This window comes from Gayadomonas joobiniege G7 (genome assembly GCF_000300815.1).
Classification (GTDB): domain Bacteria; phylum Pseudomonadota; class Gammaproteobacteria; order Enterobacterales; family Alteromonadaceae; genus Catenovulum; species Catenovulum joobiniege.
The window spans coordinates 908,904-930,080 of record NZ_AMRX01000006.1; the positions used below are offsets into that span (position 1 = coordinate 908,904).

Below are 21,177 nucleotides of genomic sequence, written 5' to 3' on the forward strand. Positions count from 1 at the left end.
CTTTATTTTCAATAGGCGAATCATCGACCAATAGCAACAGGGTCGAATAAATAAACGATTTAGAATTATGTATAAGACAGAAGTGGAGCTGACAACCGCAAATATTTTTTAATAACCATAATTTGCTTACCCAAATGGGTCTTGATATATGGCTTAAACTAAATTGCTCGCATAAAATATTTCTTGCATCTCAAGTTGCAAAATATCGGCAGCATTTTTGTGCTGGGCTGAAGTTAGCTCGGTATGGCTATCTCTAAACAAGTACCGTTCGAGGTTAAAAGGCGCCCGCATCATTTTGGTGTGAAATATATTTTCTTGTGCCAGATTCACGTCGATCATTTTATAACCGCTTTGCAAATCGGCTGAAATGTAATTTTGAATAGAGTTGATTTCATGATCGATAAATAGTTTTTTGCCGCGTATATCTCGAGTGAAACCACGAACCCGATAATCGATCGTAGCTATGTCAGCTGCAAACGACTGCAACAAATAATTAAGCGCTGTTAGTGGCGATATGACACCGCATGTGGATACATCAAGATCTATTCTAAAAGTGTTCAAACCTTTTTCGAGATCTCTTTCTGGATAAGTGTGCACACAGATATGGCTTTTATCTAAATGGGCGACCAAGTCAGTCGGCTGGATCACTTTATTTATGTTTGGTTTAACCTGAACGCCGGAGGCTTCACTCATCATCAAGGTGACACTGGCTCCCTGAGGCTGATAATTTTGCTGTGCAATATTTAAGATGTTGGCACCAATCATATCCACCACGCCTAACAACAGTTGCGTCAACTGCTCGGCACTGTATTGGCTATCTACTTTTTGAATGTAGCGGTCGGAATCTTTGGGCGATGCTGTCCAGCAGACTTTATAAACAGAAATACTTAAACTCTTGGTTAAATTATTAAAACCTTGTAGTTTAATCGGCATGGCTGAAGGTGCCAAATTTGCGTGCTCCGTTATTTAAATTATAAACCGCCAAAAAACAACGACGCCCTAAAAAGATAAAATTAAGCATTGATCTCAGAGTCAAACAAGTTTTTAACTAAACTCGCAAACTCCGCCAAAAACTCACTTTGCGCTTGATTAGCCTTTTGTTTTAATTTACTCGCTAAAATTTCTTCTAAGTCTGTTACTATGGCGTCAGTTTCTCGCACAATTTCAAGCCGCATATCTTGGCTAATCTGCTGGTGCTGATTAAAAAAATTAACCATATTGACGGTAATTTGCTCTTCAATCACATCTCGCAAGCTAGTTTCTTCAGTTGCGGCAATTTGCTTATCGGTATTTTCAAATAATGCGATATTTTCAGTTAAATAAGTAATTAGCTCAATATAAGCTTGTGATTCGGTAACCATACAACCCCCTGTCACCTAACTATCAGTGTTTGCAAACCTAATATGAGGGGTGCAAACACTGGCTCAACTTGACTTAAAATTGCAGTTTTGCGTGGGCCGCTTTAATGCGTGCAACCGCCTCTTCTAATTGGGCGCGTGAACAGGCAAAATTAATACGTGCAAACCTTGGTTCACCAAAATCACGCCCTGGTGATGGTCCGACACCAGCGTCTTCAAAAAACCTTTGTACGTCTTCAACGGGTAAGTCACTACAATCAATCCAAGCTAAAAAGGTCGCATCGGCTTTCGCCAACTGCATGCCGTTAAGCTGATTAATTTCATTTAACAAATAATCTCTGTTGCCTTTTAAATAGATTAAAGCAGCCTGATGCCAATCGTCACATTGGGTAAAAGCAGCTTCAGTGGCGACTAAACCCAGTACTTGCACCCAAGGCACAATGCCAAGTGCGGCATTTTTAAATTTGCCACGCACACGCGCGTCTGGAATGATAGCAAAAGAAGCGCCCAAGCCTGCAATATTAAATGTTTTGCTGGGTGCCATTAAACTCATTGATTGGTTTTTAATTGATTCAAGCGATGGCGCTGGAATGTGTTTGACCCCATCTTCTAAAATTAAATCACAATGAATTTCATCAGAGCATAAAACAACATTATGACGCTGACAAATGTCGGCCACCTGCTGCAATTCAGCTTCGCTCATAACAGAGCCGCATGGGTTCATTGGATTACACATAATAAACAGCTTTGCTTTTGGATCGGCTGCGTATTTTTCTAATGCTTGCATGTCTAACTGCCAGCGACCATCCACTAGCTGGCTGCCAACATCGGCTCTATTACATTGGTGAAGCGATGGCGCTTTTAGCAGCGGTGGGTAATTCGGCACTTGTACTATCACTGTATCACCTGGCTCACAATAAGCTTTACAAGCAACATTAAATGCCGGCACAACGCCCGGTGTCCAAACTATCCAATCACTGGATATTTGCCAGTTATATTGTTTTTTCGCCCAATCAACGACACTCTGGTTTAACGAATCATACGGCAAGGTGTACCCTAAAATGCCATGCCGAGTGCGCTCAACAATGGCGTCAGTGATTGGTTGCGGCGGTGCAAATTCGGCATCGGCAACCCACATTGGAATAATATCTTGCTCACCATATTTGTCCCACTTAAATGAATGGGTAGGTTTACGGTCGATGATTTTGTCAAAATCAAATGACATAAAAGGCGCATCCTTTTTGAATTCTGTTAAAAACACCCTATTCTAACGCAAATTGACAGTAATCAGCCAATAAAACAAAAAAAGTTAGATTCAAAGGGGCTTAAGGCTTTGCTATAATGCCGTTTTTGGGTTTAAAAATTAATAATACGAATTGTAACGAATTAATTTGCCCCCATATACACGCAAGTCTTGCATTATTTCAATTTATGAATATGCTGGCTTACCCTTATTTCGGGTTTTATCCCGTGTGATTTCGAAAAACAGTAAAATTAGGTTGAAGAGGGAGTCATAAACTCTATGTGTTCAATTTTTGGTATTCTCGATTTAAAAACAGATCGAGCAGAATTACGACAGCAAGCACTTGAGCTGTCAAAACTTATGCGCCACCGTGGCCCAGATTGGTCAGGTATTTATGCAGGTGAAAATGCTATTTTAGCTCACGAACGTTTGGCTATTGTTGATGTAGACAATGGTGCACAGCCGCTCTTCAACCAAAATCGAAATCACATCCTGGCTGTTAACGGTGAAATTTATAATCACAAAGAATTAGAAGCTAATTTAAGCATTGATTACAACTTTCAAACCAAATCAGACTGCGAAGTGATTTTGGCTAAATACCAAGAAAAGGGCATTGATTTTATCGATGAGCTAAAAGGCATGTTTGCTTTTATCTTATACGATGAAGACAAAAATGAATACTTGGTTGCCCGCGACCATATGGGCATTATTCCTCTATATATGGGTTGGGATGAGCATGGAAATACCTATGTAGCGAGCGAAATGAAATCATTGGTGCCTGTTTGTCGCTCAATAAAAGAGTTCCCTCCAGGACACTATATGCATAGTAAAGACGGTGGTGAGCTGAAAAAATATTATCAGCGCGATTGGATGAGCTATGACGCCGTTAAAAATAACTCTGCCGATGCAAAAGACATCAACGCCGCGTTAGAAAAGTCAGTTAAAACACACTTAATGTCAGATGTTCCTTACGGTGTATTATTGTCTGGTGGTTTAGATTCATCTGTGATCTCTGCCATTACCCAAAAATTTGCCAAAAAACGCATCGAAGACAACGAAGAGTCAGAAGCCTGGTGGCCAAAACTGCATTCATTTGCGGTTGGTCTTGAAGGCGCACCTGATTTAATTGCAGCTAAAAAGGTGGCGGATGCCATAGGCACTGTACACCACGAAATTCACTACACAGTACAAGATGGTATCGATGCAGTCCGTGATGTTATCTATCATTTAGAAACTTACGATGTGACAACCATACGTGCTTCAACCCCAATGTACTTAATGGCACGTAAGATTAAAGCCATGGGTATTAAAATGGTGTTGTCTGGTGAGGGTGCTGACGAAGTTTTTGGTGGGTATTTGTATTTTCACAAAGCGCCAAACGCAAAAGAATTTCATGAAGAAACTTTACGTAAATTAGCTAAGTTACACATGTTTGACTGTGCCCGTGCAAACAAAGCAATGTCTGCTTGGGGTGTTGAATCCCGTGTACCTTTTTTAGACAAAGACTTTTTAGATGTGGCAATGTCAATCAACCCGGAAGCAAAAATGTGTAAAGATGGCCGTATCGAAAAGAACATCTTACGTGAAGCTTTTGAGGGCTATTTACCAAAAGAAGTATTATGGCGTCAAAAAGAGCAATTTTCTGACGGTGTCGGGTATAGCTGGATTGACAGTTTAAAAGAACATGCTGCGGCTCAGGTGTCTGACGATCAGTTGGCCAATGCATCACACCGTTATCCGCACAACACACCGGATACTAAAGAAGCTTATTATTATCGTAGCCTCTTTGAAGAATTCTTCCCACATGCTAGCTGTGCTGAATGTGTGCCTGGCGGTAAATCTGTTGCCTGTAGTACCCCAGAAGCGTTAGCTTGGGATGAAAGCTTTAGTAAAATGGCCGATCCTTCTGGCCGAGCTGTGAGCGGTGTTCACGACGACGCCTACAGCAAATAAAACACGTTAAGCTGCTCACCACAGCAGCTTAACTCTCAACCCTATCTCGCCCGTTATCTTTTGCAAGATACAATAAACTGTCCGCTTGTTTTAATAAATCTTCCAAAGTCATTCCCTGACTATATTCAACCAAACCAAAACTCAATGTCACCGATTTAATATCTGGCTGAGTTAATTTTATATTGTCCGAGATTGACGTTTTTAATCGTGTTAACAAGTTAATGGCTAGTGCTTTATCAGTCGCCATATACACCAATACAAATTCCTCGCCTCCCCAACGGCAAACAATATCACTATCTCTGCTCTGCTCTAGTATTTGTTTAGCGACCGCTTTAAGCACTTTATCACCAGCTGGGTGCCCTAGTTTATCGTTAATCTGTTTAAACAAATCGATATCACCAATCGCTAAACAAAACGTACCTTTTTGTTTATATTGGGTGTATTTAATGGTCTGCTCTATCAGAACCTGACCATAACGACGATTGTATAATCCAGTAAGCCCATCTCGTGTTGCCAACCGCGTTAATTCAGCATCTTGGCTTTCCGACACTTCACGAACGATTAAAATACTAAGAATGAGAGGAAAAAAAGCGATTGTCGCATTCACTGCATATAAAGTTTTGATATAAGGTAACAAAAATTCAGGTGTTTCAACTTCAAAGTAGACGTAATTAACAATGAGAATCAATACAACAAACAAGGCTGAAGTCATTATTGCTTGTTTGCGGTTTAACGCCGGTGATAAGGGTATTAAACAAGAAACTGGCCATAAATAATAATGAAACCCCGTTTGATATCCTAATTCAGAGACAGATACACAAGCGTACAAAAGAATAAAACTACAAATGATCAGTATGGCTTTGTCTTGAGAACCACGGTAATTTGCTAGATAAGCAGCCAACCAAACAAAAGGGCCAATAAGATTGAATTGTGCAAGGCCTGTTTGAGCAAAATAATCAAATACAAAATAATAAAGAATATGGAAAGGTGGTGCAAACAGACAAATGAGTTTTATCAGCGCATATTTACGCACATTTTTTGGGTTGGTGTGTGGTGATTTAAAAAAATTAACCAACTGCGCTTTAAACGGCACTAGACTACCTACTATGATTGTATTCAGTTCGGCAGCCTGATTTTATACCATTAAAGCATTTCTAAAATAACAGTGGCTACCGCGTAATTTTTTTCATCAGACAGCGTTATCCAAGCTTTAGTCTGCTGACCAGCCCGCTGCGCTGCAACGCCAGATAAGGTTATCACAGGGGCACCGTTCTGATCTGAACTAACCTCAAAATTGTGAAAAGTAACACCTTTTGCAATTCCAGTTCCTAACGCTTTGGCCGCCGCCTCTTTTGCAGCCCAACGTTTGGCTAAATATCGTATAGGCTGTTTATGGCGATTAAATATCGCCAGTTCGTTAGGCGTTAGGATGCGCTGAGCCAGAGCGGCCAGATTTTTATTATCAAACCGTTCAATCTCAACGATGTCAGTGCCTAACCCGATGATCGCCACTAAGCTCTTGCCTCAATCATCAATTGACGCATATCACGAACCGCTTTTTCGAGCCCGTCAATCGCTGCCCGCGCGATAATCGCATGGCCGATATTTAACTCTATCATCTGCTCAATAGCAGCAATAGGTTTTACGTTGTGATAATTTAAACCATGGCCAGCGTTCACTTTAAGGCCAATCGAATCGGCAAAAGCAGCCGCCTTACGAATGCGCGCAAGTTCTTTTTCAGCTTCTTCTTCGCTGCTTGCATCAGCATAACCACCGGTATGAATTTCTATATATGGCGCACCCGACTGTTTAGCTGCTTCAATTTGTTTATGGTCAGCATCAATAAACAAAGACACTTGGGTTCCTTGGGCAGAAATACGGCTCACCGCATCAGTCACTTTAGCTAACTGACCTGCCACATCTAACCCTCCCTCTGTGGTCAGCTCAGCACGTTTTTCTGGCACTAAACAGCTAAAGGCAGGTTTCAACCGGGTACAAATGCCAATCATTTCATCAGTCACAGCCATTTCAAGGTTTAACCTTGTAGTAACCGTTTGGCTTAAAATTTCAACGTCTCTATCTTGGATATGGCGACGATCTTCACGTAAATGTACTGTGATCCCGGCCGCGCCTGCATGTTCGGCAACTGCAGCAGCGTGCACTGGATCAGGAAACGCCGTGCCTCTAGCTTGGCGGATCGTCGCTATGTGGTCAATATTGACCCCTAAAAATAATTCTTTCATGTTTTTATTCTCTTAAATAGTTCGCGAGTGAATAATGGCTGTTGACCAAGCAAATGGTCGAGCCAACTGCGCATTAAACGTTTGGCATATTTTAGCGTGTCTGGGTCTGAAAAGTCAGCCGCATCAATCAATTTTACAATCCTACCCGGTACACTATTGGCTTCGGTCGGCTGGCTTTTTAACCAACCATTGTCAAAATCTAAGCAGTAAAATTGATTGTCTAAAATAGTCTCTCCGTTTTGGGTTTGATTAAAATCTGGTTTAACCCCAAGCTCTTCAATTAATATGAGCTCATAATGACGCAATAAAGCTTCTTGTTGGTAGCGCTCACTACTTTGCGCGAGTCGCGTAAGCACCTTTAGATAAATACCTTGTAAAAACTGCCCGTCGGCTAGGTTTTTAATCAATTTAATGGTGAGTTCATTAAGATAAAGAGCTAAATACAGCTCACGGCCGACAAGCTGCGGAAAGACCTTTAATGGCTCGGCTCGATGAACAAAATAAAGGTCAGAATAGCCGGCGGCTAACTTACATTCATATAATACAAATGGCGTGAGACCGGGCGACGCAGGTTTACCGCGAAATAAAGCGCGAATTAAACCCGCTTGATCGCTTAATAAATCAACCAGCTGGCTATTTTCCCGATACGGTCGACTATGTAAAACAACCGCTTGTACTAACATCAGAAGGCGTCGTCACCATAACCTAAACTGCGTAAGGCGCGTTCATCGTCCGCCCAGCCAGATTTAACTTTAACAAACAGCTCTAAAAATATTCGACAGCCTAGCATTTTTTCGGCATCTAAACGCGCGTCACGGCCGATGGTTTTAATTTTTTCGCCGCCTTTACCAATTACAATACGCTTTTGCGCTTCACGACTAACTAATATTGCTGCGTGAATCTTCAATACGCCATTGGGTTGGGTGGCATATTTTTCAATTTCGACCGCGGTATCGTACGGCAATTCATCTCCTGTATTTCGCATGACTTTTTCACGGATCAGTTCACTGATCATAAAGCGGGTTGAACGGTCAGTGAAATAATCTTCAGGAAAATAAAATTCACAGGCTTGCAGACTGTTTTTAACTAGCTTTTCAACTGTATCAACCTGCTCACCTTTACTTGCCGAAATTGGGATAATGTCTTTAAAATCGTGCTGCGCGGCTAAAAACTGTAAATGAGGCAATAAAGATTGTTTGTCTTTTACATTATCGATTTTATTGATCAACAATACACAAGGTACACCCGCTTGTTTTATACGTTTAAGCACCATTTCGTCATCTTTTTCCCAGTGAGTGCCCTCAACTAGAAATAAAACTAATGCAACATCCCCTAAAGAACTGTGTGCTGCACGGTTCATTAAACGGTTAATGGCTCGTTTTTCGTCCGAGTGTAATCCTGGGGTGTCGATATAAACGGTTTGATATTGACCTTGGGTATGAATACCTAAAACACGGTGCCGTGTCGTTTGCGGTTTGCGTGAGGTAATACTGACCTTTTGGCCAACAATGTGGTTAATTAACGTCGATTTACCCACATTTGGGCGGCCAACAATTGCAACAAAACCACAATAAGTATCTGGCGTCATTTTTTATCCTGTTCGGTTAACTGGTTTAACATTTCGCGCGCTGCACTCTGTTCAGCTTTACGGCGACTTGAGCCCGTTCCCGATGTGGCTGTTTGTTCATTTATACTGCAACTTACTGTAAAAGTTTGATTGTGATCTTGGCCGCTGATAGATTCAACTTTATAGGTTGGTAACTCTAATTTTCGCCCTTGCAACCATTCTTGTAGCTGAGTTTTAGCATCTTTTTGGGCTTGCCCTGGCTGTAAATTTTTTAGCCGTTTAGCGTACCAGCTTAAGACTAAAGGTTTAACGGTTGCTATGTCTGAATCTAAATAAATTGCCCCAATAATAGCTTCCAAGCCGTCTTCTAAAATAGAGTTGCGCCTATGCCCACCACTTTTTAATTCTCCCGGACCTAACACTAAATAATCGCTTAAGTTAAATTGCTGAGCAATTTGCGCTAACGTCTCACCGCGCACTAGGGTTGAGCGCATCCGAGATAAATCGCCTTCTTTACACTTAGGAAACTGATTATAAAGCTGTTCAGCCATAATAAAGCTAAGCACAGAGTCGCCTAAAAACTCTAAGCGCTCATTATGGAGACTACGAGCGCTGCGGTGGGTTACTGCTTGTTCTAATAATTCGGGCTGCTTAAAGTGATAACCTAAAGCGTTTGCAAGTTTATCTAAACTATTCATTGGTATTGTTTACTTCGCGGGTATTTTTTATCGTGCCTAACCTATTAAAACGTATGCCGGTTGGCACCCATTGTGGCAAAATATCGTTATTATCACGTTCAAATTCAAAACTCATCCATATAAATACCGCTTCGCCAACCAAGTTTTGTTCAGGCACAAATCCCCAATAACGACTGTCTTCAGAGTTATCCCGATTGTCACCCATTACAAAATAGTGCCCCTCTGGTACTATCCATTCATCTCGTCGACTGGTTGCACTTTGAGTATAATAATGACGCACCATATCTGGCACCCGGTTATTTACTAATATATCGTGCTCTACCCCTGTCAGATCTTCTACATAATGGTCTAAGGGATATGGCCCCATTTGAAATGCGCCGCGCTCAATTAGCTTTTTATCTATCTTTTTAAACTTATCATCGCATGGCTGGCCAGTTTCACAGGCAGGTACAATATAAATATGTTTGTCACGATAAATAATGCGATCACCCGGCAAACCAATGACACGCTTAATATAATCAAGGTTTGGATCTTTAGGGTATTTAAATACCGCGATGTCTCCGCGCTCTGGTTTATTGGTTTCAACTAAAATGCTATTCGCCACCGGGTTGCGAATACCATAACTAAATTTTTCGACCAAAATAAAATCTCCCACCAAAAGCGTGGGCATCATAGAACCAGAAGGAATTTGGAAGGGTTCATAAAAAAACGAACGCAAAACAAAAACAAACGCTATTACCGGAAAAACAGATTCAGAAAACTCGGCAACACTATTTTGTGGTGCTAACTTTTTTTGCGCATCTTCGTCTAGCTTAACCCCGTTTTCTGCTTCTGCCTGAGCAATTTTAAGTTTACGTTTAGGTGCCCAAACAAACTTATCTATTAACCAGATAATGCCGGTTACCAAGGTTAAAATAAAAAGTAACTGTGAAAAGTAGCCCGCCATAGAGTTTCCTTGAATTCTGTCTCGATTATTTGCTTAACTTTAATACGGCTAAAAACGCGTCCTGCGGCACATCTACGTTACCAAGCTGCTTCATACGCTTTTTACCTTCTTTCTGCTTTTGCAATAGTTTTTTCTTACGCGAAACGTCACCACCATAACATTTGGCAATTACATTTTTACGTAGCTGTTTTACCGTCGTCCGAGCAATAACATGACTACCAATCACGGCTTGGATAGCTATGTCAAACATTTGCCTTGGAATAAGCTCTTTTAATTTTTCCGCCATTTCGCGACCACGATACTGGGCATTGTCTCTGTGTGTGATTAACGCCAATGCGTCAACACGGTCACCATTAATCAAAATGTCCACCCGCACCATGTCTGACTGCTGAAATTCTTTAAAGTTGTAATCAAGTGACGCATAACCACGTGTTGCTGATTTAATTTTATCAAAAAAGTCTAAAACCACTTCAGCCATAGGGATATCGTAAACAACGCTCACCTGGTTGCCATGATAAGTCATATTTTTTTGCACACCGCGCTTTTCAACACAGAGAGTAATAACGGCGCCCAAATGCTCCTGTGGAACCAAAATGTTACACTCAGCAATCGGCTCATACATGGTTTCTATATTGTTAATTGGCGGCAATTCAGACGGGTTATCCACCAAAACCTCGGTGCCGTCGTTGAGTTCTACTTTGTAAACGACCGTTGGTGCCGAAGTGATCAAATCCAGATCGTATTCGCGCTCTAAACGTTCTTGAATGATCTCCATGTGTAGCATACCTAAAAAGCCACAACGAAAACCAAAACCTAACGCAGTTGAACTCTCTGGCTCGTAAAATAATGACGCATCATTCAAACTCAATTTACCAAGTGCATCTCGCAGATCTTCAAAATCATCACTCGAAACGGGGAAAATACCGGCATACACCTGTGGTTTTACTTTTTTAAAACCGGGTAAACGTTGTTCAGCTGGGTTTCTACTCATAGTAATGGTGTCACCAACAGGTGCACCTAAAATGTCTTTAATCCCAGCAATAACATAGCCTACTTCACCAGCTTTTAGCACGCCAGTTTTGGTCTGATGCGGCGTAAAAATGCCGACTTGGTCAATCACATGATCTTGTTTTGTTGACATGACTCGCATGCGCTCGCCACTACGAATTTCACCGTTGACAACACGCACCAGTGAAACAACGCCTTGGTAATTATCAAACCAAGAGTCAATGATTAGCGCTTGTAACGGTGCTTCCGGATCACCTTCTGGTGGTGGTATTTGTTTAACGATCACTTCTAAAACATCTTCAACACCAATCCCTGTTTTAGCTGAACAGCGCACGGCATCAAGTGCATCTATTCCAACAATATCCTCGATTTCTTCAGCAACCCTATCTGGTTCGGCGGCTGGTAAATCAATTTTATTTAAGATTGGAACCACTTCAAGATCCATTTCGATTGCGGTATAACAGTTTGCCAAGGTTTGTGCTTCGACACCTTGGCCTGCATCAACCACCAATAATGCACCTTCACAGGCAGCTAAAGAACGAGATACTTCGTAGCTAAAGTCGACGTGGCCTGGGGTGTCGATAAAGTTAAGCTGATAAGTTTCACCGTCTTTAGCGGTGTAATTTAGGGTTACACTCTGAGCTTTAATAGTGATGCCACGCTCTCGCTCAAGCTCCATAGAGTCTAACACCTGTTCAGCCATTTCTCGGTTTGTTAAGCCGCCACAAGTCTGAATAAGTCGGTCGGATAAAGTTGATTTGCCGTGGTCGATGTGCGCAATAATGGAAAAATTGCGTATCTTATTGAATTTTCTCAAATTTTAAACTCATTAAATCTGTAAAAACCGTACCAATCTACACACTGATCTACACAAAACGAAAACAGCGATTTTACTCTAAATGATACGATTCAATGTTATAAACTAATTCGTGCATTATACTTATATACGCAATACTATAAAGAGACATTTACTATTCGTTTCATGAATGGGTATTAGATAATCATAAAAATCCAATATATACCTAATATCGCAAATCTTTACTAGCCTTAAAGTTCAGCATCAGCAAAAAGGGAAAGAAAGGAAATGATAGTTTGCAAATTTATGTCTGAATATAAAGATACATCTATAGCCAACTTTAATTCTCGGATTATAAAACTTGAATCTGCTCCATCTGTAGGAGATGTGTTTTATTTAAAAGAAGAGGAAGGCTCAGTTAAGGAATGGGAAATAACAGATGTATTTCATCAATTTGATGTATCGAAAGGAACCCATGAAGTCGAAGTGATTTATAACGATATTACCTAATTGAAAGGCTAGCAAATAGCTAGCCCGAAATATTTAGTGGGTACAGTAAGTAGTGAATAAGTCTTAACTTGAGCTGCCAAACTCGAATTTTACAGTTGAACCAAATCGGATACTGAATTGCCGCTTTGTGCCAGAAGCGGAAGTTTGGCTCTAGAATATGTAATGTCGGCTAAAGCCAGATAGCCGACTTAATTTTGATACGGAAATACAAGTTTAACGCCTTGCACAGCGGCGCGAGGTACGAGTGTCCGGCCCCGCATGGGCGATTGTGCCTGGCCTTGTTAACTGCCTGTACTTAAATTCCACTACCATTCTCTTGGTGCTATAACATCTTCAATGTCGACGTTTTCGAAGCCATAGGACTTAACTATGAAATCAAAATTGTCAGCCATAACCTCTCTGGCCCCTGTTTCTAGCTCACTATCATTCTCTTCAAACTCTTCTTCTAACTCATTAATGCTTTCAGTAGCAGCGTGAGTTAGCTGCAATAGACTCTCAGTGGTTTGAGGTTTCTGTGCTTCTATTTTTTCACACAGATCAACAAGTATTGCCTTAATTTTATCGACCATAAAGTCTGGAAAGTACCCATCTCGATACATTCCAGTTAGAAAATCATAGCTTCTAATTTTTTCGTTAGTTACTTGCACATTTTCTCCTTGTGAAGACAGTTAACGCCGTTATAACCGGCCTGAACGTAGTTGCTTTGTTTGCGCGAGCGTAGCGTTTAAGCGCAAACAAAGCAACGCAGTGAAGGTCAGGTTGATAACTTTGTTATAGCGCGTTTTATAAAACCAATCGCCCCTTGAAATAAAGGATGCCATTGATCATTTAATTTTTCATTAAGTGGTTGCCAGAAAAAAGAAAAATTATGTCCGCCATCATCTTCTGTATAAAACTCCCATTCATTTGGCAAATGTGAAGTTACGGACATAACGTAGAATTCCCAAACTTGATTTTGATACCCGGAATCCCACGCTCCCAAATAATTAGCAATCTCCCCATGAATTCCTGACTCTTCCATCAACTCCCTTATCCCAGCAATCTCAGCTCTCTCATTTTCTTCAATAGTACCTTTTACGATCTGATACCCTGCAATAGGATGCTTAAAGGCTAAAACCTCATACCCCTCATTTCCAGATCTTAGTACAACAGGACAAACTTTTTTCATAGTGAACTATAACGCCGCCATATGGGGCGCGAAAAAGCTTGGCTATAATTTGCGAGGTACGAGCACAAGCCAAGCTTTTTGTGTCCGCCCTTAAACGCTTTGTTAGGTATTTTTTGTACTTACATATTAATGTAAGTACCTTGTAACTCAGCATCACTACCTTTGCAAATTGGTATTCTTTGACCTGAAGTGATTGTTTTAATACCCCTTGTGGTTGGAACAAAAGTATCAGGTTCAAATGCAACTTTTGACGTAAGTTGGTAAAAAGGCTCGTTAATATATGTTGTGATTTTTTTTAATAGTGCCCAGTTAATATTTGTGTCGGGCATCACTTTCCGCTTTTTGTTGTATTCGTGAATTTGTTCAAAAGAGCTTGGCCAACGCTTATTTTCACAATAGTAAAATGCTGAAATTTCCATAATAGCGTTATGAGCTAATGCGACGGGATCTGTTTTGTCATTTAGGTCATTAGTGGATGTGCAAGCAGACAACAACCATAGAGATAGTAAAATTACAAATGAACTCTTCATAAATACCTAACAGCTTAATCATTAGAAGAGCGTATAGAACTTTTTAACATAGAGTCTATAAATGCCATTCCAATAAGCTTTAAATTAATCATTTCATAAACTTAAGCATTAACTCGTCAAAAAGCAACAAGAACTTTCAGGAAAGAAACCAAGCCAACTTGCTTAACGAGCCAAATTGGTAAAAACAACTGAGATTTACACACATGTTATTGGTTCTAAATTTGGCTATGCTCGCAGCCCCCTTGATCTGGCATACTGAAGTCTTCAAAACTCTGATAGAAAACCAAGTGTCTACTTTGAGTCTGAGAGCCGACGCTCAACCAAAAGCTAACTGAGATCTGCTTTTCGCTCATAGCTGTCTGTCAGATGACGTCTAAACCTATTCATCGAAACTGTAAGATCAGTTATGAGCTACTACAATCATGCTACCTGTAGGAGTTACTCACCCCATCCAAATACCCTTGGGCAAATGCTGCATGTGGGCTTTTATGGCGAACGACCCCAGCTTGGCTTTCCGGTAAACTATCTAGATCGATTCGTAAATTTTCATCCCTGGTTAATCCTGCTTCATACCCCCTATCATATGCACACGCCGCACATCGATGCCTTCCGTGCCCCCCTTGGTCATGAGGTAAGCGTTCAAATATTTCATTATAACGATGATCGTCATCACATACTGCCATAATCCGTTCCCCTGTGTTTAACTTAACTATATTTTAATAGACCACATTCACCGTAAAATCAAGAAACGCATACTTCGGGGCTATTTAGCAAAAAAGCGGCCTAAGCCGCTTCTTGTTTCTGTTCTATCCAACCTTCGACGGCCTTTAAACTCCAAAGGCGCTTACAACCGGCCGGTGTCACCGGTTTTGGAAAGCCTCTTTTTTTCATGTGTTGTTCTAAAGTGCTAATAGATACACCTAACAATTGAGTTATTTGCTTAGCGTTTACCATACGGCTTTGAGTTAATTCAGTAATGTTCATGCTGCTACCCCTATATTAATGCTATTTGTTGATCGAATACCGCGCTTAAATCGAACGCGAAGAGTTTCATTGGTGTAAGTTGGTGTGAACAGTACAAAGCAAGATGCGAAGTTCACGCCTGATTTTTTGGTTTTACCGTCAGACTCAAGGAATGGGTACCGGCCATCGGGTTCATAAACAACACTGGCTTTCCCCTCGACATATTGTTCCCACCACCCTGTGCATGGCTCAAACGGTATCAACATCATCCCACTTGTTTTAAAGAATGACTTTTGAACATATGCCCAAGTTAAAAATGCTAACTTGCTGTCAAAAGGTGGATTACACCACCAATCATCAAGCCAAGGTGTTATTAGCGCATTTTCATGCTCGCTGAAAAACACACTACATTTTTTAGTTAACTGTGTTGCAGCAACGTCAATCTTGAATTTACGTCCGTATAGCGCTTGAGCATCGGCAAAACATTCAGGTGTGGTGGCCCAATAGTTTTTTTCAGCTTTTTTGGTTGAGCTATTGATTAATATTGGCATTTTGCCCCCTATGCTTTGACTTTTTACGCTTCCTTTTATGTTTTGATTTTGATGGTTTACAGCTTGAGCATTTACGCGGGAATCCAGGTTCATCGCCATCGATAAAGCCAGCACAACCCTCACATAAAAAACCTTCCATAATTTGTTCAACAATCTCACCCATTAGTATTTAACCTCGACGTTTGGTACCTTGCCTTGAGCTAGGACTTTGACCGTATTTCTAGCATCAAGCAAAGTTAAGCCGGCAGACTCAACCAACGCATTAACAATTGCATTATTAATCTGTTTTCTATGCTCAACGTTTGCTTTTCTCTGCTTTTCTTCGGCCTCAACCCGCACTTGCTCTGCGGCTTCTTGCTCTGCTTTTTGCTTAGCTTCACGCTCAATACGGGCGCGGGTTTCTGCTTCGGCTTGCTCAGCTTTAAGTTTGGCCTGCTCAGCCTCACGTTGTTGTTGCGCTAATTTTTCTTCCGCATCACGTTTAGCTTTGGCTTCAGCTTCAATGGCTCGCTTTTCAGCTTCTTCTTTCTCACGATTTGCTCGCTCGATTGCTTCTTTATGCTCACGCTCGGCTTGCTCTTTAGCTTCTCGTTTAAGTCGCTCATCGCGTTCAGCCTTAGCCTTGGCTTGAGCCTCTTTTTGCAACCGAAGTTGTTCAGCTGCCTGCTCTTCTTGTTTGGTCAAAAATTCTATGTGGCCATTCAAGACGGTGATCGCTTCATCTTTTGCTAAGGCTGCATCTGCTTTAAATTCTGCAAATGAATCATCAATTACAATTGCCAATAAATCTTCAAGCGCTTTGCGCGCCTGCACTGAATTATCGTGAGAGATAGCCTTGGCATGTTTAATATTAGATATTTTGGCTTCAATATCAGTAACCCGTTCTTTCTCAGCGTTTTCCCAATCTGTTAAGGGCTTGCGCACTTCTTCTTTAAGCGCATCACATGCACGAACAAATTCACGTAATTCAGCCTCAACAACTTTTGGCAGAGCTTTAATTTCTTTGAGATATTCACGACCTGGCTTTTCTACTGCTGTTTTACTTCGCGACACTTGTGCTGCCAAAGATTTGATGCGTTTACGTCCTGCCGCGGTTTCGATATCTGGAACCTCGCCAGAAACTTGTTCACGAATATGATCTAGGAATGACGCTAAACCATCTTTTTTGAAAATTTGCGGGGCGTTCGAATGATCGATCGCCTCAATTTCAATAGATAAAGTCATATTATGCCGCCTCTAAAGTGTTGTTGTGATCTTTACAAAGTGATTGCAAAGTCTTTTGGTAAGCTGGGTACCCGTTTAGCGCTGACAAATATTTTTTAAATACCTGGTTTAACTCCCCTCGTGTTTTTGCAGATAGGACCAATTTTTCAGCTTCTTGCAATATCTGCATCGCGGTATCATCATCTAGTCCAAAATCATCGTCTTCTGGTTGCTCACTCTCAGTCGATTCTGGTGCAGAAAACTCATGGTTATTTGTACCCGCCTCTGCTTCTGATTGATTATTTACTTTTCCTTGGCCCGCCAAAAAGCCTGTTAAGTCTTTTGCACTATTCCCTGTACTTTGCGGAGTAACATCACGCTCGTAAGGCCGAGCTGTTTCTTCCATTTCATCAGGGGTATAAACACCGAGTAACACGTCAGGACAATGCATTCGTGCCCAAATACGCGCAGCGGTATATGTGATTTGGACCTTAGGATTTGTCGCCCAATATGTGCTAAAACGAGGGTGACATTGAGCGAGATAAACATGTTCAACCCGTGGTTCATCCTCACCAATAATATGTGCGCTAACTGTCACACCAAGGCCCTGCTCGTCTCGCGGGTCCCAACCAATAGCTGCGTACTCTTTACCCGACTGCCCCTTTTTTAAAACATGCTTGTTCAATACCTTATTCCAGTCTCCAAAGTGCTCAAAACGTAGCCGCTCTTTCACTGGCGCATTACTAGCGATAACAGCGTTCACTAATTGCCCCTCATAGACCAGTTTACCGCCAATCGTTGCAGTTTTTTGAGCGACAGCAAACGGGTTCATTTTCCATTGCGCAGCCTGCATAACTAGAGCAAAACAATCAGCTGGATTATTTTTTAAGTGGTCTGGCACTGTGCTTTTGCCCGAAGCCATTAGACGCGCAACATTATCAAGTGCTTGCATCATATTTGGATTAAATAGCAAACTTTGCATTTCAGCCTGGTTCACTACTGTTATATCTTGTGTATTTTGATTAGCTAGTTCCATAATTAAGCCACCTCAGCCAGTGATAATTTTTGCTCGGTTTTTTTGCGCGCCCAGGCAGGACGCTCTATGGTTTCTATTTCATGCCAGTTGCCTGATTTTAGGTGGTGGGCATATTTGTTAAGACTTAACCGATATTCGGAGCGGCCATCGTGTTTATCCTGTTCATCAAGCATAAAAACACGCACCGGATAACGGCCGCATTCAATAGACGTACTGACCACTAGAAATACAAATAGTGGCTTTTTACCGAAGTGAGCTTCGTAGCCATCCGTATAGTATGAGTCTTGCTTGTGATAGCCGTACTCACTCACACTACCGATGAATGATTTAAAAGAGCCTTCAATATCACCGCATGTTTTAACGTCCAATATGATGTTGTGTTGTTCATTCATCCAATCGGGGCGAATACGACACATTAGACCTGTCTCTGGGTCTTTCCAAAATATCGACGCTTCAGTCACACCGCCATCTAAACCTAAAATTGCCGCGGCGTCTGGATGAGCCATAACACTGCCGACCATCAGCTTAATCTTTCGAGCTTCATCATGTGTCACAATTACTTTGCCTTTTGCTGACTCAGCAAACTCGGCAGCTTTAGCTTTACCCTCTTTAGTACGTCGATCTAGTTTAGGCTCTGTAATGTATTCCTTGGCATACCGCTCAGGCTCTAGCAATGCACAGTGAAAAGCTTTACCAAAATCCAGTGAATCCGAGTTTTCATCATCTACTGGTGCCGACTGCTGCCATTTTGCTAGCGCAGCGGATTTATCTACCAAATCTAACGTCGACTTACTAATAGCATTTGATTTGTGGTAATCGATATCACTAACGTCAAAGTAGATACCAGGCTGGGGGTTATTTAAATCAAGCATGTGATCCTCCGATATTCAGGGCACGATACTTTTCAACGGTATCGAGCATAAGGTTTATTTGTTCAGGTAGTTGCTTGTTGTGTTCATCATCAAAAGCGTGGACAAAGCAAGATGCTTTAAACACATTTCGATATGTTTCCCTATCGGTGATGTTTATCTCAGCCTCACCATTTCTAAGCGTTAACGAGATTAAATAGCGGAACTTTTTCCCTGGCATTGAGTAAGGTTCGCTTGCACCGACTACGCTAATCATTCTCTCAACTAGGCTTGCTAAATTATCTTTCATGGTTAACTCCCAAGGCCCGTAGCTCTTTGTCTATCAATTCCTCAGCAACGCCAAGTTGATACAATGCACTTCTTGCTGAAAGTTCTATTGTCCAAGCGCCTAGCATGATTGAAGTTGTTGGCCCAACATCCTTAACAAAAAGGATTTTTAACCGATCATCTCGCAGCCTCAGTACAATGCGATATGGTGCCTCCATCAGGCGGCGTTTTCTGGCAATATTATTGATTGCCTCATTGATCCATGCGTCCGGTTGCCCAAGGTCGCACTTTGCGGTACTATTTTTGTAAGTGAACATGAATTTGGTCCTGTTTACTTTCGGTACATACGGGCGGCTACTCGTATGTACCATCTAATTTAATTTCCAACGCTTTACGCGCTTGCCCAAAAAAATCGTTAACCAGCTTTTCAATTTCATCTCGATTATCCGAGTACAAAAGAGCCAAACCAATAAACTCATTAACTTCCTCATTCCCAACGATTTCTATTAAATCCGCACCACTCTCAACCGTCTCTTGCGCTGCTTCATCAAAAGAAGCGTATTGAGGTTTGAAAACGTAAAACGGACTACGAGGATCGTTGTCAAACATCCGAATATCATCTGGGTAGTTGTTCATCGACTTTCCTAAGAGTTAAGTAAACCATGCATAAAATGTAAGCCAACTTTACAATATAGTCAAGTTAGATTTACTTAAAATATAAAGAAAACTTTACTGGGTGGATTTGTTTTCTGGGATTTAATTGAAAAGAATTATTTTAGGAGTGATTTAGATCGCTTTTTGAAACAAGGAATGTAATACGAATTAGTAAATTTTAAGTGGCGAGTCGAGATTATATATGCGTATAAGGAAAGATAAGAGTAAACCTAAGATCTTATTGTCAATTTAGTCAAACCTATTGAGGCCCCATTTACTGCTTGCTTGGTGGGCTTTAGACTTATCATACAATCTTAAAAGAAACCAAGACAAGCAGATTAGAAGTCCTTTTTCAAAAAACGTCCTTTACTATATTAAAAATAAAAAGCTGCCGACCAGAAAACTTTCCCAATAACTTTTATGTCTTCCAGCTCTGAACCTTTATATGTTTCATCTGGATGCTCGTCACTGTTGAAACTCTTGATCCTTAATCCACCAGGGACACGATGTAAAACTTTAACACGCAACAAACCAGAATGATCGATGGCATACATTTTTCCATCCACGACCTGAGTTTTGGATGTGTCAATTCCTACGGTCGAACCATTCGGGAGAATAGGCTCCATACTATCGCCATTGATCTGTACACAAGCTGCGTTACTCGGATCAATATTGTGTCTTTTTAATGTTGATTTTGAAAATCGTAATTTAAATCCGTTGTCTTCACGTACCACTTCGCTGCCAATACCTGCGCTTAACTCTACCTCTTTAAAAAATGGGAGCTCTACATCATCATCATTCAGAGGTGTTCTGCTGTCCCAAGTTTCAAATTCACCTAACACCCCACCTTTATCGTTATGTTGGCTTGGTTCATTTTCGCTGCCTGTTAACAAATAGGCAGGGGTAACCCCTAGCGCTTTCGCTAGTTTAAAAAATTTGTCCGACTTAATTTCAATGTTCGGATTATTTTCCCATTGAGATATAGCCGAATGTGAAACACCTACTCTCTTACCTAATTCATGTATAGATAATTTGAGCTGCTTTCTGCGGTGTCTAATTCGTTCACTTTTATTCATAGTAAAGTTAGCTTAACACAATATTTTGTAAAGTTATCTTGATTTATCATTAATTATTATTTACCTTATATAAAGCAATCTTTACATAGAGGGTTTTATGAAAACGTCCACCGCAATAGCTTTTTATGGTAATGCCACAAGGTTAGCCGACGCATTAAAAGTAAGCAGACAGGCTATCTCTCAATGGGGTGAAAAAGTTCCCCCTCTTCGTGCATACGAATTAGAACGCCTAACTAATGGCAAATTAAAGGCGGTTGAAGAGTTAGCCGACTCTGACGCTGCTTAAAAACAACAAGAGGACCAAACCATGTCAACAAACAAACGACTTATGTCATTCAAACGTGAAAATGCGATCAAATTAAGCGTGAATGACTTCGACGAAGAACGCATCAACCGCATTAGTCGGCAAATTGGTGAGCGCAAAGCAACAACTGCATACCGACTACTCCAATTAGCGTTAAATACGATTGAAGCTGACGACCCTAATTCTGTTTCAAGCATAAAGCTTGAGCTAACCAAGTGAAGCGACAGTTAAGTA

General features: G+C 41.1%; 28 protein-coding genes and 1 pseudogene. 5 read left to right on the top strand and 24 right to left on the bottom strand.

Annotated elements, in window-relative coordinates; all coding sequences use genetic code 11:
- Positions 1 to 153: 153 nt before the first annotated feature.
- The 3 genes from speD to C727_RS0111260 form a co-directional block, all read right to left on the bottom strand.
- A complete protein-coding gene (gene speD / locus C727_RS0111250) occupies positions 154 to 933 on the bottom strand; it encodes an adenosylmethionine decarboxylase (RefSeq protein WP_017445747.1) in 780 nt (259 codons plus the stop codon).
- Between the two features lie 80 nt (positions 934 to 1,013).
- On the bottom strand, positions 1,014 to 1,361 hold the full coding sequence (locus C727_RS0111255; RefSeq protein ID WP_017445749.1) for a DUF3802 family protein: 348 nt from the start codon (positions 1,359 to 1,361) through the stop codon (positions 1,014 to 1,016).
- A gap of 73 nt (positions 1,362 to 1,434) precedes the next feature.
- On the bottom strand, positions 1,435 to 2,583 hold the full coding sequence (locus tag C727_RS0111260) for a MalY/PatB family protein (RefSeq protein ID WP_017445750.1): 1,149 nt from the start codon (positions 2,581 to 2,583) through the stop codon (positions 1,435 to 1,437).
- Positions 2,584 to 2,880: 297 nt separating this feature from the next.
- Here C727_RS0111260 and asnB point away from each other — a divergent pair, with 297 nt between their 5' ends.
- Positions 2,881 to 4,554: an asparagine synthase B gene (asnB, locus tag C727_RS0111265; protein ID WP_017445751.1), complete on the top strand. Its 1,674-nt coding sequence runs from the start codon at positions 2,881 to 2,883 to the stop codon at positions 4,552 to 4,554.
- 28 nt (positions 4,555 to 4,582) lie between these two features.
- On the opposite strand, the gene C727_RS0111270 is transcribed toward asnB, so the two are convergent.
- From C727_RS0111270 to lepA, 8 genes are read right to left on the bottom strand one after another with little or no spacing between them, the layout of a single operon-like run.
- A complete protein-coding gene (locus C727_RS0111270; RefSeq protein ID WP_017445752.1) occupies positions 4,583 to 5,647 on the bottom strand; it encodes a GGDEF domain-containing protein in 1,065 nt (354 codons plus the stop codon).
- Positions 5,648 to 5,697: 50 nt separating this feature from the next.
- A complete protein-coding gene (acpS, locus tag C727_RS0111275) occupies positions 5,698 to 6,066 on the bottom strand; it encodes a holo-ACP synthase (protein WP_017445753.1) in 369 nt (122 codons plus the stop codon).
- The gene (gene pdxJ / locus C727_RS0111280; protein WP_017445754.1) at positions 6,066 to 6,797 is read right to left on the bottom strand and encodes a pyridoxine 5'-phosphate synthase; all 732 of its coding nucleotides are present in this window, start codon (positions 6,795 to 6,797) and stop codon (positions 6,066 to 6,068) included. Before pdxJ ends, acpS begins: the two co-directional genes overlap by 1 nt.
- Positions 6,794 to 7,480: a DNA repair protein RecO gene (gene recO / locus C727_RS0111285; protein WP_017445755.1), complete on the bottom strand. Its 687-nt coding sequence runs from the start codon at positions 7,478 to 7,480 to the stop codon at positions 6,794 to 6,796. Before recO ends, pdxJ begins: the two co-directional genes overlap by 4 nt.
- The gene (gene era, locus C727_RS0111290; RefSeq protein WP_017445756.1) at positions 7,480 to 8,385 is read right to left on the bottom strand and encodes a GTPase Era; all 906 of its coding nucleotides are present in this window, start codon (positions 8,383 to 8,385) and stop codon (positions 7,480 to 7,482) included. The genes recO and era overlap by 1 nt, the downstream gene beginning before the upstream one ends.
- Positions 8,382 to 9,062, bottom strand: a complete 681-nt coding sequence (gene rnc / locus C727_RS0111295) for a ribonuclease III (protein WP_017445757.1) — start codon at positions 9,060 to 9,062, stop codon at positions 8,382 to 8,384. The genes era and rnc overlap by 4 nt, the downstream gene beginning before the upstream one ends.
- Positions 9,055 to 10,008 (bottom strand): signal peptidase I, encoded by a 954-nt coding sequence (lepB, locus tag C727_RS0111300; RefSeq protein WP_017445758.1) that lies wholly within the window; start codon positions 10,006 to 10,008, stop codon positions 9,055 to 9,057. Before lepB ends, rnc begins: the two co-directional genes overlap by 8 nt.
- 25 nt (positions 10,009 to 10,033) lie before the next feature.
- Positions 10,034 to 11,833 (bottom strand): translation elongation factor 4, encoded by a 1,800-nt coding sequence (lepA, locus tag C727_RS0111305; protein ID WP_026052686.1) that lies wholly within the window; start codon positions 11,831 to 11,833, stop codon positions 10,034 to 10,036.
- Between the two features lie 285 nt (positions 11,834 to 12,118).
- Here lepA and C727_RS0111310 point away from each other — a divergent pair, with 285 nt between their 5' ends.
- The gene (locus tag C727_RS0111310; protein ID WP_155949222.1) at positions 12,119 to 12,322 is read left to right on the top strand and encodes a hypothetical protein; all 204 of its coding nucleotides are present in this window, start codon (positions 12,119 to 12,121) and stop codon (positions 12,320 to 12,322) included.
- Between the two features lie 305 nt (positions 12,323 to 12,627).
- Here the strand turns inward: C727_RS0111310 and C727_RS0111315 are convergent, their stop codons facing one another.
- Complete coding sequence (locus C727_RS0111315) at positions 12,628 to 12,969, bottom strand: DUF5713 family protein (RefSeq protein ID WP_017445761.1); 342 nt, start codon at positions 12,967 to 12,969, stop codon at positions 12,628 to 12,630.
- Positions 12,970 to 13,076: 107 nt separating this feature from the next.
- Positions 13,077 to 13,490 carry an NUDIX hydrolase gene (locus tag C727_RS0111320; RefSeq protein WP_017445762.1) on the bottom strand — a complete coding sequence of 138 codons (414 nt, stop codon included), beginning with the start codon at positions 13,488 to 13,490 and terminating at the stop codon, positions 13,077 to 13,079.
- 57 nt (positions 13,491 to 13,547) lie between these two features.
- Between C727_RS0111320 and cas5 the strand changes: the two are divergent.
- A pseudogene (gene cas5, locus C727_RS20000) lies at positions 13,548 to 13,625 on the top strand (CRISPR-associated protein Cas5); the annotation flags it as partial.
- On the opposite strand, the gene C727_RS0111325 reads toward cas5, so the two are convergent.
- From C727_RS0111325 to C727_RS0111380, 11 genes are all read right to left on the bottom strand, one after another.
- Positions 13,610 to 14,020 (bottom strand): hypothetical protein, encoded by a 411-nt coding sequence (locus C727_RS0111325; protein ID WP_026052687.1) that lies wholly within the window; start codon positions 14,018 to 14,020, stop codon positions 13,610 to 13,612. The pseudogene cas5 and the gene C727_RS0111325 overlap by 16 nt on opposite strands.
- 425 nt (positions 14,021 to 14,445) lie before the next feature.
- Positions 14,446 to 14,703, bottom strand: a complete 258-nt coding sequence (locus tag C727_RS0111330) for a hypothetical protein (protein WP_017445764.1) — start codon at positions 14,701 to 14,703, stop codon at positions 14,446 to 14,448.
- A 100-nt stretch (positions 14,704 to 14,803) separates the two neighbouring features.
- Entirely contained in the window at positions 14,804 to 15,004 is a 201-nt protein-coding gene (locus tag C727_RS0111335; RefSeq protein WP_017445765.1) for a helix-turn-helix transcriptional regulator, read from the bottom strand.
- Entirely contained in the window at positions 15,001 to 15,684 is a 684-nt protein-coding gene (locus tag C727_RS0111340; protein WP_202803562.1) for a DNA N-6-adenine-methyltransferase, read from the bottom strand. Before C727_RS0111340 ends, C727_RS0111335 begins: the two co-directional genes overlap by 4 nt.
- 12 nt (positions 15,685 to 15,696) lie before the next feature.
- Entirely contained in the window at positions 15,697 to 16,758 is a 1,062-nt protein-coding gene (locus tag C727_RS0111350) for a coiled-coil domain-containing protein (protein ID WP_017445768.1), read from the bottom strand.
- Position 16,759: 1 nt separating this feature from the next.
- Positions 16,760 to 17,773 carry a RecT family recombinase gene (locus C727_RS18430; protein ID WP_017445769.1) on the bottom strand — a complete coding sequence of 338 codons (1,014 nt, stop codon included), beginning with the start codon at positions 17,771 to 17,773 and terminating at the stop codon, positions 16,760 to 16,762.
- A 2-nt stretch (positions 17,774 to 17,775) separates the two neighbouring features.
- Positions 17,776 to 18,645: a PD-(D/E)XK nuclease-like domain-containing protein gene (locus C727_RS0111360; RefSeq protein ID WP_017445770.1), complete on the bottom strand. Its 870-nt coding sequence runs from the start codon at positions 18,643 to 18,645 to the stop codon at positions 17,776 to 17,778.
- The gene (locus C727_RS0111365; protein ID WP_017445771.1) at positions 18,638 to 18,931 is read right to left on the bottom strand and encodes a hypothetical protein; all 294 of its coding nucleotides are present in this window, start codon (positions 18,929 to 18,931) and stop codon (positions 18,638 to 18,640) included. Before C727_RS0111365 ends, C727_RS0111360 begins: the two co-directional genes overlap by 8 nt.
- Positions 18,921 to 19,226: a hypothetical protein gene (locus C727_RS0111370; RefSeq protein WP_017445772.1), complete on the bottom strand. Its 306-nt coding sequence runs from the start codon at positions 19,224 to 19,226 to the stop codon at positions 18,921 to 18,923. The genes C727_RS0111365 and C727_RS0111370 overlap by 11 nt, the downstream gene beginning before the upstream one ends.
- 37 nt (positions 19,227 to 19,263) lie before the next feature.
- On the bottom strand, positions 19,264 to 19,545 hold the full coding sequence (locus tag C727_RS0111375) for a hypothetical protein (RefSeq protein WP_017445773.1): 282 nt from the start codon (positions 19,543 to 19,545) through the stop codon (positions 19,264 to 19,266).
- Between the two features lie 392 nt (positions 19,546 to 19,937).
- A complete protein-coding gene (locus tag C727_RS0111380; RefSeq protein WP_017445774.1) occupies positions 19,938 to 20,639 on the bottom strand; it encodes an XRE family transcriptional regulator in 702 nt (233 codons plus the stop codon).
- A gap of 97 nt (positions 20,640 to 20,736) precedes the next feature.
- Here C727_RS0111380 and C727_RS0111385 point away from each other — a divergent pair, with 97 nt between their 5' ends.
- Both C727_RS0111385 and C727_RS0111390 read left to right on the top strand, forming a co-directional pair.
- On the top strand, positions 20,737 to 20,925 hold the full coding sequence (locus C727_RS0111385; protein ID WP_017445775.1) for a Cro/CI family transcriptional regulator: 189 nt from the start codon (positions 20,737 to 20,739) through the stop codon (positions 20,923 to 20,925).
- 21 nt (positions 20,926 to 20,946) lie between these two features.
- Positions 20,947 to 21,162, top strand: a complete 216-nt coding sequence (locus tag C727_RS0111390; RefSeq protein WP_017445776.1) for a hypothetical protein — start codon at positions 20,947 to 20,949, stop codon at positions 21,160 to 21,162.
- Positions 21,163 to 21,177 lie beyond the last annotated feature (15 nt).

Bases quoted from the DNA above. Each gene is read 5' to 3' on its own strand.
- C727_RS0111320 (WP_017445762.1), bottom strand. From the start codon at position 13,490: ATGAAAAAAGTTTGTCCTGTTGTACTAAGATCTGGAAATGAGGGGTAT.
- C727_RS0111375 (WP_017445773.1), bottom strand. From the start codon at position 19,545: ATGAACAACTACCCAGATGATATTCGGATGTTTGACAACGATCCTCGT.
- asnB (WP_017445751.1), top strand. From the start codon at position 2,881: ATGTGTTCAATTTTTGGTATTCTCGATTTAAAAACAGATCGAGCAGAA.
- C727_RS0111385 (WP_017445775.1), top strand. From the start codon at position 20,737: ATGAAAACGTCCACCGCAATAGCTTTTTATGGTAATGCCACAAGGTTA.
- C727_RS0111310 (WP_155949222.1), top strand. From the start codon at position 12,119: ATGTCTGAATATAAAGATACATCTATAGCCAACTTTAATTCTCGGATT.
- C727_RS0111390 (WP_017445776.1), top strand. From the start codon at position 20,947: ATGTCAACAAACAAACGACTTATGTCATTCAAACGTGAAAATGCGATC.
- C727_RS0111330 (WP_017445764.1), bottom strand. From the start codon at position 14,703: ATGGCAGTATGTGATGACGATCATCGTTATAATGAAATATTTGAACGC.
- rnc (WP_017445757.1), bottom strand. From the start codon at position 9,062: ATGAATAGTTTAGATAAACTTGCAAACGCTTTAGGTTATCACTTTAAG.
- era (WP_017445756.1), bottom strand. From the start codon at position 8,385: ATGACGCCAGATACTTATTGTGGTTTTGTTGCAATTGTTGGCCGCCCA.
- C727_RS0111370 (WP_017445772.1), bottom strand. From the start codon at position 19,226: ATGTTCACTTACAAAAATAGTACCGCAAAGTGCGACCTTGGGCAACCG.
- C727_RS0111350 (WP_017445768.1), bottom strand. From the start codon at position 16,758: ATGACTTTATCTATTGAAATTGAGGCGATCGATCATTCGAACGCCCCG.
- pdxJ (WP_017445754.1), bottom strand. From the start codon at position 6,797: ATGAAAGAATTATTTTTAGGGGTCAATATTGACCACATAGCGACGATC.
- C727_RS0111255 (WP_017445749.1), bottom strand. From the start codon at position 1,361: ATGGTTACCGAATCACAAGCTTATATTGAGCTAATTACTTATTTAACT.
- C727_RS18430 (WP_017445769.1), bottom strand. From the start codon at position 17,773: ATGGAACTAGCTAATCAAAATACACAAGATATAACAGTAGTGAACCAG.
- C727_RS0111325 (WP_026052687.1), bottom strand. From the start codon at position 14,020: ATGAAGAGTTCATTTGTAATTTTACTATCTCTATGGTTGTTGTCTGCT.
- lepB (WP_017445758.1), bottom strand. From the start codon at position 10,008: ATGGCGGGCTACTTTTCACAGTTACTTTTTATTTTAACCTTGGTAACC.
- recO (WP_017445755.1), bottom strand. From the start codon at position 7,480: ATGTTAGTACAAGCGGTTGTTTTACATAGTCGACCGTATCGGGAAAAT.
- C727_RS0111335 (WP_017445765.1), bottom strand. From the start codon at position 15,004: ATGAACATTACTGAATTAACTCAAAGCCGTATGGTAAACGCTAAGCAA.
- C727_RS0111360 (WP_017445770.1), bottom strand. From the start codon at position 18,645: ATGCTTGATTTAAATAACCCCCAGCCTGGTATCTACTTTGACGTTAGT.
- C727_RS0111365 (WP_017445771.1), bottom strand. From the start codon at position 18,931: ATGAAAGATAATTTAGCAAGCCTAGTTGAGAGAATGATTAGCGTAGTC.
- C727_RS0111380 (WP_017445774.1), bottom strand. From the start codon at position 20,639: ATGAATAAAAGTGAACGAATTAGACACCGCAGAAAGCAGCTCAAATTA.
- C727_RS0111260 (WP_017445750.1), bottom strand. From the start codon at position 2,583: ATGTCATTTGATTTTGACAAAATCATCGACCGTAAACCTACCCATTCA.
- speD (WP_017445747.1), bottom strand. From the start codon at position 933: ATGCCGATTAAACTACAAGGTTTTAATAATTTAACCAAGAGTTTAAGT.